The sequence below is a fragment of the Leeuwenhoekiella polynyae genome, from assembly GCF_004104075.1.
Taxonomy (GTDB): domain Bacteria; phylum Bacteroidota; class Bacteroidia; order Flavobacteriales; family Flavobacteriaceae; genus Leeuwenhoekiella; species Leeuwenhoekiella polynyae.
Map to the genome: position 1 here is coordinate 45,074 of NZ_QOVK01000013.1, position 14,579 is coordinate 59,652.

A 14,579-nucleotide genomic window follows, 5' to 3' on the forward strand; every position below is an offset into this window, starting at 1 on the left:
ACTTATAGTGTTACCAGTTGAACGGTATTTTGCATCACTTGCTTTAACAGCACTTCTTTATTTTTTTCAAGTTGAGCGAGCGCTTTATCTGTTGCATGCCTTAGTGTATATAAGGAAACATCCTGGTGCACGGTTACTTTAAAATCTGCACGCAGCTTAACCACCAGCGCATCAAGATTTTTATATTTATTATCTACACATACCGAAAAACTAATCGCAGAATTCTGAATTAGATCTACTTTCATTTTATAATGACCAAGAAGCTTAAAAATCTCCCCAATGTTTTCTTCCGCCATAAAAGAAAAATCAAGTGAAGATAAAGCAATTAACACCTGATTGGTTTTTATAATGTAACACGGCACTTGTGGCTCTATCAACTGCCCTATACTCACTTGTGTGCCGGAGTTTTCAGGATTTAAAAATGACTTTACAAATAACGGAATCTCCTTGCGTTGTAATGGCTGTAATGTCTTAGGATGAATAACCGATGCTCCATAAAAAGCCAACTCAATAGCTTCCTGATACGAGATGAAATTCAGCAGAACAGCATCTTCAAAATACCGTGGATCTGCACTCAATACTCCCGGAACATCTTTCCAGATTGTTACGCGTTCTGCATTTAAACAATACGCAATAATCGCTGCGGTATAGTCACTGCCTTCTCTACCTAAAGTAGTTGAAAATCCGTTAGCGTCAGAAGCGATAAAACCTTGAGTAAGCTGTATTCCTTTTCGTGGCAATTTTCGACTTAGGTTACGCATCGTCACTTCCCAGTTCACTTTTCCTTCGCGATAACTTGTGTCAGTTTTTAGATAATCTCGTATGTCATACCACGTACTTCTATAACCTTCCTGCTCTAGGTAGGCATTTACAATAGTAGTGCTCAACAACTCTCCATAACAAACTACCTGATCATAGACAAAATCATAATCCGGAGATTTATTGCGTTGTAAAAACCCTTTAAGTTCACTGAGTAAAGTTTGAATTTCTTTAAATACCGGAGCTGAAGGGTTTTCAAAAAGTTCCAGTGCGATATTGTGGTGAAAAGCTTCAACAAGCTCTAACGTATCAGATTTTAGTGTCGCTTCAAAATAACCAGCGACAACATCCTCTAATGCGTTAGTCATTTTACCCATCGCCGAAATCACAATGACCAGATCTCCGATTTCAGTTTTCCGTAAAACTTCAACCAGATTTTTTACACCAGTTGCATTTTGCACAGAAGCTCCTCCAAATTTATAAACTTCAAAACCCATGAGTTCTTTTTATGCCAGACCTTTTTCAGATAAAAATTGCTTCATCGCTGCTACATCCATCTGCACCGTATTCCATTCTTGCATCACATTGGCGCCAGAAGCTTTATAGAAATCAACCGCAGAAGTATTCCAGTCCAGTACGACCCATTCTATACGCTTTAAGCCTAATTCATAGGTGTATTTTATAACTTCTGTATACAACGCCATCCCTATACCTTTTCCGCGATATTGCTCGCGCACAATAAGATCTTCAAGGTGTACAGTGCGTCCTTTCCACGTAGAAAACCTATAATAAAGCAGTGCAATTCCTAAAATATCACCTTCTTGCTCTGCAACAAAACAGGTGAAATCAGGATTATTACCCGTGCCGTAAGCTATAAGATCATCTACAGTAACCTCAACAGCATCTGGCTCTTTCTCATAAACAGCCAGTTCTTTAATTAAACGTAAAACCTGAGCCATGTCATTTGCCTCAGCCCTGCGAATTGTTGCATCCATATCAAAAAAATATCTCTGTTAAATATACAGTTTTAAGACTGTAAATATTCACAGTCTAAAACAAAAAGCCCATCACTTAGCAGTGATGGGCTTTTAAAAACAAGTATCTGTTTTTAGTTTTTATCTAAAAGATATAAGTAATCTTCAAAATCTACACCTCCTTGAAAAATATCTATAGAACGCTCTATTAAATGTTTAGCGCGTTCTGCACTAAAGCCTAAACCTATTGCATATTTCTCGATTAAAAAACGCTCGTGATCATCTATGGTGTGATCAACAAAAATCATTCTAAATAAATCGTGCAAGCGCTCTAAACGCTTTTCTGAAGTATTTGGTGGGTTTATAGGGTATCTTTTTGCGTTTTCAACGATATCAACATACTCAGACTCGTCAATATCAAGTTTAATTGCAAATCGCTTAAGCAGCTTTGTTTCTTCGGCATTTAATTCTCCGTCTACGGTTGCCATATTAGCAATCGCCGCAAAGTGTCCGAGGTTACGTCTGTGCTCGCCGCTATCAAATAAATCTGTGAAAGACATGGTTTAATTTTTAAGTCGTCAAAGATAATTATTATGCTCACTTTAAAACAAATAAAAGTGATTATTTGGGGGATTGTAATTTCGGCTTAAAAAAGCTTCAATCGCACCGGGCTATACGCGCTATAAGGCAGCTTGCTGCTATCCCTATCCCGGAATTTCAGTAGGCAATAGACAATAAGCAATAGCAGTATTCAGTATTCAGTCGCAGTTTGCGGTTCGTTGTGAAATCATTTAAGTATCATTTTTCAACTTTTTCTGTCCAATGAGAGTGCTAACTACCCTAAGGCAGCTGAGTGATTTTTTTGGCTTAGCCAAAAAATTGTACCGAAGCTAATATTTTCTTAATCACACAAAAGCTTTCTGCTAGGCATTGTAACTTTAAACGAAAAGGCTATAATCATCGCAGAACCACTTCTACAATTTAACGACAAAGGCATTTATTGCGCCGCTGCAGACGTCTATTTGGACCCCTGGAAACCGGTGGACAAAGCAATCATTTCACACGGTCATGCAGATCACAGCCGCTGGGGACACAAGTCATATATCACCCATCATACTAATGTGCCTATCATTCAGCACCGGCTGGGCGAAATCAACGTAACAGGTAAAGAATGGGGAGAAACTTTTGTCATCAATAACGTTAAATTCAGTTTGCATCCTGCCGGGCATATCATTGGCAGTTCGCAGATACGGGTAGAGCATAAAGGTGAAGTCTGGGTGTTTACGGGCGATTATAAAACCGAAGACGACGGCATCGCGGTTCCTTACGAACCTGTAAAATGCCACACCTTTATCACCGAATGTACCTTTGGCCTTCCGGCATTTACCTGGCGGCCGCAAAGCGAAGTATTTACAGACATCAACAACTGGTGGGCAGAAAATAAAGCCGAAGGCAAAACCTCGGTTATTTTTGGCTATTCGCTGGGAAAAGCCCAGCGCTTGTTGCGCTATCTGGATACCGACATCGGGAAAATTTACACCCACGGCGCCATCGAAAATATGACCGAAGTCATCAGGCCGCTTACCGCAATGCCTGAAACAACCCGGGTAACCCGCGAAACCAAAAAAGAAGAGCTTAAAGGGAACATTGTAGTCGCCCCACCCAGTGCACACGGCAGCACATGGATTCGTAAAATGGTTCCGTATGTGACCGCTTCAGCCAGTGGCTGGATGACCTTTCGTGGAGCACGCCGCAGAAGGGCGATTGATAAAGGATTTGTATTGAGCGATCATTGCGATTGGCAGGGACTTTTAGAAAGCATCAAAGCAACCGGCGCCGAAAAAATCATCAGTACCCACGGTTACACCGATATTTTTACCCGCTTTTTACTTGAGCAGGGTTACGATGCCCGCACAGAGGCCACCCAATATGAAGGCGAACTCGGGGAAGAAAACAAAAAAGAAGAATCAGAAGACAATTAGAGAACACAGAGATTCTCTCCCTCTGGGAGAGAGGTCTGAAGGATAGCGAGGGGACATGAAAGCATTTGCAGAACTAATCCGGAAAATAGACAGCACCAACAAGACCAATGTCAAGGTTGATGCGCTTACGCAGTATTTTCGCGAAGCGCCAGCCAAAGACAAGGTCTGGACGATTGCTATTCTCTCGCATCGGCGTCCACCACGACCTGTCAATACCACCTTGCTACGCACATGGGCGACTGAACTCGCTCAGATTCCGTTGTGGTTGTTTGAAGAAAGCTATCACATTGTAGGCGATCTTGCAGAGACGATTGCGCTGATCATTCCGGCTTCCGAAGAATCTTCCGAAAAAAGCCTGACTCAGTTTTTGGAAGAAATCATTGCGCTCAAGAAAAAATCTGACGAAGAAAAACGCGACTATTTACACGAAAACTGGACCGCACTCAACTATTACGAGCGCTTTGTATTTAGCAAACTCATTACGGGAAGTTTCCGCATTGGCGTGAGTCAGAAACTGATGACCCGCGCCCTGGCCAAAGCAACCGATATTGATATTGATGTGCTGGCCTATAAATTGATGGGAAACTGGGATCCTAAAACCGTTACGTTTCAGGAATTAATTTTAGAAGAAAACGCTGCAGACTACCTCAGCAAACCCTATCCGTTTTATCTCGCCTATGCCATTGAAGACGCACCCGAAGATCTCGGCGATGTCAACGAGTGGTTTGCCGAGCATAAATGGGATGGCATCCGCTCACAGGTCATTATTCGCGAAGACGAACTCTTTGTCTGGAGCCGTGGTGAAGAACTGGTGACCGATAAATACCCGGAGTTTGAAGCATTTGTAGAAGACTTGCCTGATGGAACCGTTTTAGATGGGGAGATTCTTCCCTTTAAAAATGGAGCCATCGGCACCTTTAATGATTTGCAAACCCGCATCGGTAGAAAAAATATTACCAAAGCCCAACTCAACAAAACGCCGGTCATCCTCAAAGCCTACGATATTCTGGAATGGGAAGGAAAAGACATTCGGGATAAGGCTTTCGCCGAACGGCGGGAAATTTTAGAGAAGTTGTATACTAAAGTTCAATCTGAAGAATTGCCGTTGCACCTCTCAGAAACTATTGAATTTTCAAATTGGGAAGAGGCTGCACAGGAGCGTGAACGTAGCCGTGAAGTAATGTCTGAGGGATTGATGCTCAAACGCAAGGATTCGCCCTATCTCGTAGGTCGTAAAAAAGGCGACTGGTGGAAATGGAAAGTAGATCCGCTCACCATCGACGCTGTACTCACCTATGCGATGCGAGGTCACGGCCGCCGCAGCAATCTGTTTACCGATTATACTTTCGGACTTTGGGATGAAGAAAAGGAAGAACTCGTGACTTTTGCCAAAGCCTATTCAGGGCTTACCGATGCGGAATTTCGCAGTTTGGATGCGTGGATTAAAAAGAACACTCTGGAGCGTTTTGGACCTGTACGCAGTGTAACGCCGCATCACGTGTTTGAAATCGCTTTTGAAGGCATCGCATTATCTAAACGCCACAAGAGTGGCGTCGCGACCCGATTCCCAAGAATGCTACGCTGGCGAAAAGATAAAAAAATTGAGGATGCGAATACCTTAGAAGATCTTAAGCAATTGATTCCGAAGCCTGGCAAAGCCGGCTGAATGAATCTCACCAATGAAATTTAAATACTTAGTACTATTTTTAAATTGAACGAAAATTTTATAAGCCCCAAGGCTCCCCTCCTTTGAGAGGAGGGGGAAATTTGGACTCGTCAAAATTGGGGTGGTTATACCCCCGCTAGTTTATGAAAAAACAAATACACAACATCAAGGCTCTGGAGTCCAGAAGAAAGTATTTGCGGTCTCATTTAACCCCGGCAGAGGCTTTTCTTTGGAGGCATCTGCAGCGCTCGCAACTGGCAGGTCGAAAATTCAGGAGACAACACAGCATTATGTATTTCATAGTTGACTTCTATTGTCCTCGGGAAAAATTGATTATTGAATTGGATGGTCAATACCATCTAAATCCTGATGTTGCAGAATACGATGCATACAGAACTGAAAAACTGGAAGAACTCGGTTTGAAAGTCATCCGCTTTGAAAATAAGATGGTGTTTGACTTTTTACCAAGTGTATTAAAAGAAATTGAAGATAATTTTAGAACTTAAAAGTTCCCCTCCTTTTAAAGGAGGGGAATGAATTTACCGAAGGTAAAAAAGGGGGTGGTATAATAACCCTTCCGTCTTTCGCTAATGCGAAATCCACCTTCCCTTAAAAGGGAAGGAGCTTTTTAACCATGACAAAAAAACAACTCCATACTCTCGCAAAGTCCTGGTTTAAAAATCAGGGATGGAAACCTTTTGCGTTTCAGGAAGAGACCTGGGAGGCATTTTTGGATGGCAAAAACGGGTTGCTCAATGCACCTACCGGGAGCGGAAAAACCTATGCACTTTGGGTGGCGTTCGTACTCGATTACATCAAAAATAACCCGAATTATAAAACGAAGCACAAAGCCGGATTAAAAGCTATTTGGATTACACCGCTGCGTGCACTTTCGGTGGAAATTGCGCAGGCGGCACAGCGCTTTGCAGATGGTTTGGAAACCCAACTAACGGTTGGGATTCGCACAGGAGATACACCGCAGGCTGAACGGGCCAAGCAAAAACGCAAAATGCCCGATTTGCTCATCACCACACCTGAAAGTCTGCAGTTGCTATTAACCGCAAAAGGCTATGAGAAGGTTTTTAAAGACTGTACTGCTATTGTTATTGACGAATGGCACGAATTGCTGGGCAGTAAACGAGGTGTGCAAACCGAACTCGGACTTTCAAGGCTTAAAGCCATCGCTCCAAAATTACGCATCTGGGGAATTTCGGCGACCATTGGCAATCTGGATCAGGCGCGGGAGGTACTTTTAGGACCCAATTCTCAAGCTTTTAAAAATTCGATTTTAGTCAAAGCCAATTTGGGAAAAACCTACAAAGTAGAAAGCATCATCCCCGAAACGATGGAGAAATTCCCGTGGCGGGGTCATATGGGCTTGCATTTACTGGAAGAAGTCGTGCCTATCATCAACAACAGCAAAACCACTCTGCTGTTTACCAATACCCGCGCGCAGTGCGAACTCTGGTTTCAAAAGATGATGAATAAGCATCCCGAGTTTGCCGGTGAGATGGCGATGCACCATGGCAGCATCAATAAAGAAACCCGCCTTTGGGTGGAGCAAGCGATCCGTAATGAAAGCCTAAAAGCGGTGATTTGCACCTCAAGTCTTGATCTTGGGGTTGATTTTGCTCCGGTTGAAAGCATTATTCAAATTGGCGGCCCCAAAGGTGTTGCCCGCTTTCTGCAACGAGCTGGGCGTAGCGGTCACCAGCCCGGTAAAGAAAGTGTGATTTACTTTTTACCCACACATGCCATCGAACTCATTGAAGCTTCGGCGTTGGGCAAAGCGGCCATCAATCAGGTGGTGGAAGACCGTATTCCCTATTTACTGAGTTTTGATGTGTTGATTCAGTATTTAACAACGCTGGCGGTTGCAGACGGTTTTTACCCGGCTGAAATCTGGAAAGAGGTGAAGCAAACCTTTTGTTTTCAGGCAATGACCGAAGACCAATGGCGGTGGATTCTCAATTTTATTACCAAGGGCAGTCAATCGCTGCAGGCTTACGACGAGTATAAAAAAATAGAGATTGAGGAGGACGGCACGTTTAAAGTACATAGCAAAGCCGTTGCGATGCGACACCGGCTTCAGATTGGGACCATTGTTGGCGACGCGGCGCTTCAGGTTAAATATTTGAAAGGCGGCTATATTGGTACCGTTGAAGAATGGTTTATCTCCAAGCTTTCGCCCGGTGATGTGTTTACTTTTGCCGGAAAAAATCTGGAGCTCTACCGCATTAAAGGCATGCAGGTTCTGGTTAAAAAAGCGAAAACCAAAAAACAGGCACGCGTTGTGAGTTGGATGGGTGGCAGACTGACGCTTTCCGCACAAATGAGTGAATTGCTGCGTGAAGAATTGTATTCGGCAAACTTGCCTTTGGAGCAACAAACCCGCGAGCTTCAGGCTTTGAAAGATATTTTTGACCGGCAGCGCCTGGAATCTATCGTTCCCAATAACGACCAGTTCCTGATCGAAACCTTTAAAAGTCGGGAAGGCTATCATCATATTTTTTATCCGTTTGAAGGACGCTTTGTTCACGAAGCGCTGGGCAGTTTGCTGGCTTACCGCATCAGTTTGCTTTCCCCCATAACCTTCAGCATTGCTTTTAACGATTACGGATTCGAAATTCTTTCCGACCAAAAAATTGATATGCAGCAGGTGCTGGATAACGACTTATTTACTTCGGCCTATTTATTTGAAGACTTGCAACGAAGTCTCAACAGTACCGAAATGGCCCGAAGGAAATTCCGGGATATTGCAGTAATCAGCGGGATGGTCTTTACCGGTTTCCCGGGGAAAATCGTCAAAAACAAACACCTGCAAAGTAACTCCCAATTGCTATTTGAAGTTTTTCGGGATTATGAAGCTGAAAACCTTTTATTTCAACAGGCATATCGGGAGACTTTTGAACATCAGCTTGAGGAGGGCCGTTTGCGTATCGCTCTGGAGCGTATTGAAAAACAAGAAATCATTGTCAAAAACTGTGAGAAAGCCACTCCGTTTTCATTCCCGATTATTACCGACAGGCTTCGGGAGAAACTCAGTAGTGAAAAGCTGGAAGACCGCATTAAAAATATGCTGAAGTATCTTGATAAAATTTAGTCTTCTACTTTAAGAGCTTCTGCAATGCCACCTTTTAAACTATATCTTTTTTGTTCTGAAAATAAATCTTGAAGTTGATTGACAACCCTGGCACTTCGCTTTCCGGATGCACAATAAAACACCACCGCATCAAATTCAGCAATTTGATGCGGTTTCTTTAGCAATTGATCTAAAGGAATATGCAACCCGCCAATATTTGATGTTTCGCGCTCCGGTTTACTCCTAATATCAATCAACGTATACGTATTTTTATTTTTTTTAAAATCCCTATAATCCATCTCGTTAGCAGAATGTATTGAACAGCTTAAATCCAGTTCGATCAATTCAGAGATTTCTATTGATTCATTTTTGTTAAATGGAAGTAGCATTTGAGAAGCTTCAAGACTGTTATAAATCAAAAGTTTTCCGGAGAGAATATTTCCCAAATCCAAGATAATTTTAACCACTTCATTTGCCTGAAACATTCCAATGATTCCGGGTAAAATACCCAAAACCCCCACTTCACTGCACGTAGGCATATCTGCTTCGGCAACAGGCTCTGGATACAAACAACGATAGGTCGGTCCGTTTTTATAATTAAATACCGATACTTGTCCTTCAAACTTAAAAATAGAGCCGAAAACCAGAGGTTTCCCGGTCAAAACAGCAGCATCATTGGCCAAATATTTGGTGCTAAAACTATCGCTTCCTTCTACGATAACATCGTATTTTTTAAATAAATTAGGGGCATTCGCAACTGATAAACGTTCACTATAGATTTGAATTTTTATGGAAGAATTTAATGCATTCAGAACTTCCTGAGCAGCTTCAACTTTAGGCATCCCCACGTGAGATTCTTTAAACAAAATCTGTCGTTGCAAATTGCTCAAAGCCACCGTATCGTCATCTATTATGCCAAGCTCTCCAATTCCGGCAGCCGCTAAATATTGAAGAATGGGACATCCCAAACCACCGCAACCAATAACCAAAACACGCGCTTTTTTTAGCTTTTGCTGGCCTTCAACACCTACTTCACTAAGCAAGGTGTGCCTCGAGTAACGCTCTTTTTCTATAGTTGTAAACATCGCTTACCAATTTTGATCCCAATCTTTCCAGATCGGTTCCAGATTGCTTTCTTGCAGCATACGCGCAATGGTTTCTGTACTGCGCTCATCAGAAATCTCAAATTGCTCCAGAGATTGAGGCTCTACTACATATCCACCGGGATTGGTTTTTGATTCAGCACTCATCGATGTGATTCCCAAATGCACAATATGGTTTCTAAAATTTTCTTCTTCACGCGTAGAAATAGACAGTTCTACATCTTCATCAAGCATACGATAGGCGCAAATAAGCTGTAACAAATCTGCATCTTCCATTGCCACTTTGGGTTCTAAACCACCACTAAAAGGTCTCAATCTGGGAAACGAAATGGAATACTTTGTTTTCCAATAGGTCTTCTGAAGGTATTTCAAATGCAAGGCTGTAAAAAAACTGTCTGCACGCCAGTCTTCTAAGCCGAACAAAGCCCCAATTCCTATTTTGTGGATTCCGGCTTTGCCGAGACGATCTGGAGTTTCCAGACGATAATCAAAATTTGATTTTTTCCCCTTAGGATGATGCGATTTATACGTTGCTTCGTGATAGGTTTCCTGATAGACTAAAACCGCATAGAGCCCTTCTTTGATCAAGAGTTCATATTCGTCTTGATCCAAAGGCTGTACTTCAATAGAGATATTTGCAAAATGAGGTTTTAATAACCGGATTGCATTTACAAAATAATCTACACCAACCGTTTTATTAGCTTCTCCCGTGACCAATAAAATATGCTGAAAGCCCTTATCTTTTAAAAACTGTGCTTCCTTCAAAATTTCAGCATCTGTAAGCGTTCTCCGCGGAATTTTATTCGTCAAACTGAAACCACAATAGGTGCAAATATTTTGGCACTCATTACTCAAGTACATCGGTGCAAACATCTGCATGGTATTGCCAAAACGCTTTTTGGTAATCGCTTTACTTTTTGCTGCCATTTGCTCCAAATACGGTTTGGCAGAAGGTGAAATCAAGGCTTTAAAATCTTCAAGCGTGGGCTTCGGGCTAGCAATCGCATGCTCTACCTCTCGTTCTGTTTTTAAAAAAATAGAATCAAGAACCTCATCCCAATTGTAGCTATTTAAATGTGCTTTAAAATTATTCATACAAAAACCGGGTTAATGGGCTGCTGGCTTGGGCTTGAGTCGCTCGTGGAGCAAGGCGCGCTTCAAAAGCCATGCGCCCAGCTTCAACAGCAAGTTTAAATGCTTTTGCAATGCTAACGGGATTTGGCGAAACGGCAATCGCTGTATTTACCAAAACAGCATCCGCTCCTAATTCCATAGCATCTGCGGCGTGTGAAGGCCTACCAATACCGGCATCAACAATCACAGGCACATTGCTTTGTTCTATAATAATCTCCAGAAAATTACGTGTTTTGAGTCCGTTATTACTGCCGATAGGCGAACCCAAAGGCATCACACATTGGGCACCAACTTCCTCAAGTCGCTTGCACAATACCGGATCAGCCTGAATATAAGGCATCACCACAAAGCCAAGTTTCACTAATTCTTCACACGCTTTCAAGGTCTCTACAGGGTCGGGCAGTAAATATTTAGGATCTGGATGAATCTCCACTTTTACCCAGTTGGTTTCTAAAGCTTCACGCGCCATTTGAGCCGCAAACACCGCCTCTTTAGCGGTGCGGACTCCGGATGTGTTAGGTAGTAAACTCAGGGATTCATGTGTCAGACTGCTGAGCAAGGCGTCCTTCTGATTACCAACCTCCACACGCTTTAAAGCAACAGTTACCAGTTCGCTTTCTGAAGCGAGAATAGCATCCCTCATTGTTTCAGAATTACTGAATTTCCCGGTCCCTGTAAACAACCTCGAGTTAAAGGTTTTGTCTGCTATTTTTAATTGTTCCATTTTTAGTAGTCTTTTAATTTGACCAAAGCTTGCTGGCCTTTTCAATAATTTCTTTTTGATTTAAGGATTGCGTCAATAAACCCGAAACAGCGATGCCGTATAATCCGATTTGTTGCAAAGGCTGAAAATCTGCTTCGGTTATTCCGCCTATGGCAATAATTGGTGTGTTTATATTATCTGCGGAAAACTTCTGAGTCAAATTTGTGTATCCTTCAAAACCTAAAACCGGACTTAGCTTTTTTTTAGTGGAAGTAAAACGCAACGGGCCCATACCTAAATAATTTACCCCATTTTTTATATGATTAAGAGCTTGCTCAAACGTATTGGCCGTTCCTCCAATTATTTTCTCTGACCCCAGAATTTTACGCGCATGAGCAGTAGATAGATCTTCCTGTCCCAGATGCACGCCACAAGCATCTACTTCTTGCGCTACACTAACATTGTCGTTTATTATTAGAGTTGTACGAAAAGCATCGCATAAAGCTTTTGCCTGGTGAGCGGTTTCCAACGCCACTTCATAATTGGTATTTTTCATACGCAACTGCACCCAGGAGCATCCTGCTTGCAACACTCGTTCAATATTTTCTAAATGAGCCTTTTGATCTATTCCCTGAGAAATATAATGCAGGTGAGCGATCGCTTTATTTTCAAGAACCTGTGCACTTATAGCTTTTTTCATATGCGTTTTTAATTTTTAAAAAGGAATTAAACGGATTTGCTGCGAGCCAGACAGCTCCTAAAACTGCAACTCCATCAAAACCTTTCTGCTTTGCCAGATTTATAGTTTCTGAAGTTATTCCGCCCAGTGCAATCACTTGCTTATCAAAATCAAGTACTTCAAAAGATTTTCCGGTATATCCTTTTTTTGAAATGGACGTAAACACGGGACTCAAAAAATAGTAATCATATAAAGCAGCTTGTTCTCTCAGGGTTTCTAAATCATGGAAACCGGTACTTATTTTTGAACCGCTCTTTTGTAATTTCAGTAAATGCTCTTTAAAAATAGTCCCTTCTGATTTTCGATCTTTTTCCTTAAAATGAACTCCTAAACAATCTAAATCAACCGCCAAATCGTGATGTTGATGTAACATCATTTTTTGGCGATATACAGTATTAAATTCCTCAAGCCACATTTGCATTTGCTTTCTGGATGCTTTGGGTTTCCTTACGTGCAAAAACTCCAATCCAGAGTCTATGATTTGCTTTATTGAAGAAATTTCATTCTTCTGAAAATCTTCTGAAGTAATTACGACAAGCATAAACTGAGTGACTATAAATAAACTTTGCTTCCGTGCTTTTTAAATTGCTCAGACTTTTCTTGCATGCCTTTTTCTATGGCGGCTTCGGTTTCCAGGTTGTTTTCTTTGGCATAATTGCGTACATCCTGACTGATTTTCATCGAGCAAAAATTAGGTCCGCACATCGAGCAGAAGTGTGCCACTTTAGCATTTTCTGAAGGTAATGTCTCATCGTGATATTCTCGTGCCGTATCAGGGTCAAGCGCCAGATTAAACTGATCTTCCCACCTAAACTCAAACCTAGCTTTACTCATCGCATCATCCCGGTGTTGTGCTCCCGGATGTCCTTTTGCAAGATCTGCGGCATGGGCAGCAATTTTATAGGTAATAACACCCGTTTTTACATCTTCTCTATTGGGTAATCCCAAATGTTCTTTTGGCGTAACGTAGCACAGCATTGCACAACCATACCAGCCAATCATCGCAGCACCAATACCACTGGTAATGTGATCGTAACCCGGGGCAATATCTGTAGTAAGTGGCCCCAGCGTATAGAATGGTGCTTCGCCACAAACTTCTAATTGCTTCTCCATATTCTCTCTAATCATATGCATCGGGATATGACCGGGGCCTTCAATGATGCATTGCACATCGTGTTTCCATGCAATTTTTGTGAGTTCGCCTAATGTTTCCAGCTCGGCAAACTGCGCATAATCATTAGCGTCTGCAATACTACCCGGACGTAAACCGTCTCCTAATGAGAACGAGACATCATAGGCTTTCATAATCTCACAGATATCTTCAAAATGCTCGTATAAAAAGCTTTCTTTATGATGGGCTAAACACCATTTTGCCATTATAGAACCTCCCCGAGAAACAATACCTGTGAGGCGTTTTGCAGTATGCGGTACATATTTTAAACGCACTCCGGCGTGTATGGTAAAATAATCAACTCCTTGTTCTGCCTGTTCTATAAGGGTATCTCTAAAGATTTCCCAAGTCAAATCTTCAGCTTTACCATTTACTTTTTCCAAAGCTTGATAAATAGGAACAGTACCTATAGGAACCGGAGAATTGCGCAGAATCCATTCCCGAGTTTCATGAATGTTTTTACCGGTAGATAAATCCATAATGGTATCTGCACCCCAACGACAAGCCCAGACCGCCTTTTCTACCTCCTCGTCTATTGATGAAGAAACAGCAGAGTTCCCAATATTAGCATTGATTTTTACGAGAAAATTTCGCCCAATGATCATAGGCTCAGCTTCCGGGTGGTTGATGTTTGCAGGGATAATAGCTCTCCCTTTTGCCACCTCATTACGTACAAATTCTGGTGTAATCCCTTTAGGAATACTCGCGCCAAAACTCTCCCCGGGATGTTGCTCTGTAATTGAATTTACTTCGGCTAATTTTTGATTTTCACGAATAGCGATATATTCCATTTCCGGAGTGATAATCCCCTTACGCGCGTAATGCATCTGACTTACATTTTTACCCGGCTGAGCTTTCAGCGGATTTGTATTCCGTACAAATCGCAAATATTTAAGATCTTGATTTTCTTCTCGCTGACGCCCGTAGGATGATGAAAGTGCATCAAGTTGCTCGGTGTCTTTTCTAGAAAGAATCCATTCTTTTCTAACTGGGTTCAGTCCTTTTTTAATATCAATCGCTACATCAGGATCTGTAAAAGGACCGCTGGTATCGTACACCAAAACCGGGTCGTTCTTCTCTACTTTTCCATTAAATTTATCCACGGTATCACCTAGCTCAATCTGTCGCATAGGAACTTTGAGCTCAGGATAAAGATTGCCGCTTACATAAACCTTTTTTGAATTAGGAAAAGGGTTTCGACTAATACTATGCTGCTGGGGAATTTTCTCAGATTTCATAACTTTTAGTTTTTTAGATTCATTCATT

General features: G+C 41.9%; 13 protein-coding genes. 4 read left to right on the top strand and 9 right to left on the bottom strand.

Annotated features, from left to right (window positions below; genetic code table 11):
- Positions 1-2: 2 nt before the first annotated feature.
- The 3 genes from DSM02_RS13415 to DSM02_RS13425 all read right to left on the bottom strand — a co-directional run bounded on the left by DSM02_RS13415 (position 3) and on the right by DSM02_RS13425 (position 2,293).
- The gene (locus tag DSM02_RS13415) at positions 3-1,256 is read right to left on the bottom strand and encodes an aspartate kinase (RefSeq protein WP_128766131.1); all 1,254 of its coding nucleotides are present in this window, start codon (positions 1,254-1,256) and stop codon (positions 3-5) included.
- Between the two features lie 9 nt (positions 1,257-1,265).
- Entirely contained in the window at positions 1,266-1,754 is a 489-nt protein-coding gene (locus DSM02_RS13420) for a GNAT family N-acetyltransferase (RefSeq protein ID WP_128766132.1), read from the bottom strand.
- A 113-nt stretch (positions 1,755-1,867) separates the two neighbouring features.
- Positions 1,868-2,293 (bottom strand): tellurite resistance TerB family protein, encoded by a 426-nt coding sequence (locus DSM02_RS13425; protein ID WP_128766133.1) that lies wholly within the window; start codon positions 2,291-2,293, stop codon positions 1,868-1,870.
- A gap of 399 nt (positions 2,294-2,692) precedes the next feature.
- Here DSM02_RS13425 and DSM02_RS13430 point away from each other — a divergent pair, with 399 nt between their 5' ends.
- The 4 genes from DSM02_RS13430 (at position 2,693) to DSM02_RS13445 (ending at position 8,484) form a co-directional block, all read left to right on the top strand.
- Positions 2,693-3,715 (top strand): ligase-associated DNA damage response exonuclease, encoded by a 1,023-nt coding sequence (locus DSM02_RS13430; RefSeq protein WP_128766134.1) that lies wholly within the window; start codon positions 2,693-2,695, stop codon positions 3,713-3,715.
- Positions 3,716-3,770: 55 nt separating this feature from the next.
- The gene (locus DSM02_RS13435) at positions 3,771-5,381 is read left to right on the top strand and encodes an ATP-dependent DNA ligase (RefSeq protein WP_128766135.1); all 1,611 of its coding nucleotides are present in this window, start codon (positions 3,771-3,773) and stop codon (positions 5,379-5,381) included.
- A 143-nt stretch (positions 5,382-5,524) separates the two neighbouring features.
- Positions 5,525-5,887 carry an endonuclease domain-containing protein gene (locus tag DSM02_RS13440; protein ID WP_128766136.1) on the top strand — a complete coding sequence of 121 codons (363 nt, stop codon included), beginning with the start codon at positions 5,525-5,527 and terminating at the stop codon, positions 5,885-5,887.
- A gap of 128 nt (positions 5,888-6,015) precedes the next feature.
- On the top strand, positions 6,016-8,484 hold the full coding sequence (locus tag DSM02_RS13445; protein WP_128766137.1) for a ligase-associated DNA damage response DEXH box helicase: 2,469 nt from the start codon (positions 6,016-6,018) through the stop codon (positions 8,482-8,484).
- Here the strand turns inward: DSM02_RS13445 and moeB are convergent.
- From moeB to thiC, 6 genes are read right to left on the bottom strand one after another with little or no spacing between them, the layout of a single operon-like run.
- Positions 8,481-9,548, bottom strand: a complete 1,068-nt coding sequence (gene moeB / locus DSM02_RS13450) for a HesA/MoeB/ThiF family protein (protein WP_128766138.1) — start codon at positions 9,546-9,548, stop codon at positions 8,481-8,483. The genes DSM02_RS13445 and moeB overlap by 4 nt on opposite strands.
- A 3-nt stretch (positions 9,549-9,551) precedes the next feature.
- Entirely contained in the window at positions 9,552-10,661 is a 1,110-nt protein-coding gene (gene thiH, locus DSM02_RS13455; RefSeq protein WP_128766139.1) for a 2-iminoacetate synthase ThiH, read from the bottom strand.
- Positions 10,654-11,424 carry a thiazole synthase gene (locus DSM02_RS13460; protein WP_128766140.1) on the bottom strand — a complete coding sequence of 257 codons (771 nt, stop codon included), beginning with the start codon at positions 11,422-11,424 and terminating at the stop codon, positions 10,654-10,656. The genes thiH and DSM02_RS13460 overlap by 8 nt, the downstream gene beginning before the upstream one ends.
- A 13-nt stretch (positions 11,425-11,437) precedes the next feature.
- On the bottom strand, positions 11,438-12,103 hold the full coding sequence (locus DSM02_RS13465) for a thiamine phosphate synthase (protein ID WP_128766141.1): 666 nt from the start codon (positions 12,101-12,103) through the stop codon (positions 11,438-11,440).
- Positions 12,072-12,683, bottom strand: coding sequence for a thiamine phosphate synthase (locus DSM02_RS13470; RefSeq protein WP_128766142.1), 612 nt, complete (start codon positions 12,681-12,683; stop codon positions 12,072-12,074). Before DSM02_RS13470 ends, DSM02_RS13465 begins: the two co-directional genes overlap by 32 nt.
- A gap of 11 nt (positions 12,684-12,694) precedes the next feature.
- Complete coding sequence (thiC, locus tag DSM02_RS13475; protein WP_128766143.1) at positions 12,695-14,551, bottom strand: phosphomethylpyrimidine synthase ThiC; 1,857 nt, start codon at positions 14,549-14,551, stop codon at positions 12,695-12,697.
- Positions 14,552-14,579 lie beyond the last annotated feature (28 nt).

Excerpts from the sequence above, each read along its gene's own strand:
- DSM02_RS13415 (WP_128766131.1), bottom strand. The coding sequence starts at position 1,256 with ATGGGTTTTGAAGTTTATAAATTTGGAGGAGCTTCTGTGCAAAATGCA.
- DSM02_RS13420 (WP_128766132.1), bottom strand. The coding sequence starts at position 1,754 with ATGGATGCAACAATTCGCAGGGCTGAGGCAAATGACATGGCTCAGGTT.
- DSM02_RS13425 (WP_128766133.1), bottom strand. The coding sequence starts at position 2,293 with ATGTCTTTCACAGATTTATTTGATAGCGGCGAGCACAGACGTAACCTC.
- DSM02_RS13435 (WP_128766135.1), top strand. The coding sequence starts at position 3,771 with ATGAAAGCATTTGCAGAACTAATCCGGAAAATAGACAGCACCAACAAG.
- DSM02_RS13440 (WP_128766136.1), top strand. The coding sequence starts at position 5,525 with ATGAAAAAACAAATACACAACATCAAGGCTCTGGAGTCCAGAAGAAAG.
- DSM02_RS13445 (WP_128766137.1), top strand. The coding sequence starts at position 6,016 with ATGACAAAAAAACAACTCCATACTCTCGCAAAGTCCTGGTTTAAAAAT.
- moeB (WP_128766138.1), bottom strand. The coding sequence starts at position 9,548 with ATGTTTACAACTATAGAAAAAGAGCGTTACTCGAGGCACACCTTGCTT.
- thiH (WP_128766139.1), bottom strand. The coding sequence starts at position 10,661 with ATGAATAATTTTAAAGCACATTTAAATAGCTACAATTGGGATGAGGTT.
- DSM02_RS13460 (WP_128766140.1), bottom strand. The coding sequence starts at position 11,424 with ATGGAACAATTAAAAATAGCAGACAAAACCTTTAACTCGAGGTTGTTT.
- DSM02_RS13465 (WP_128766141.1), bottom strand. The coding sequence starts at position 12,103 with ATGAAAAAAGCTATAAGTGCACAGGTTCTTGAAAATAAAGCGATCGCT.
- DSM02_RS13470 (WP_128766142.1), bottom strand. The coding sequence starts at position 12,683 with ATGCTTGTCGTAATTACTTCAGAAGATTTTCAGAAGAATGAAATTTCT.
- thiC (WP_128766143.1), bottom strand. The coding sequence starts at position 14,551 with ATGAAATCTGAGAAAATTCCCCAGCAGCATAGTATTAGTCGAAACCCT.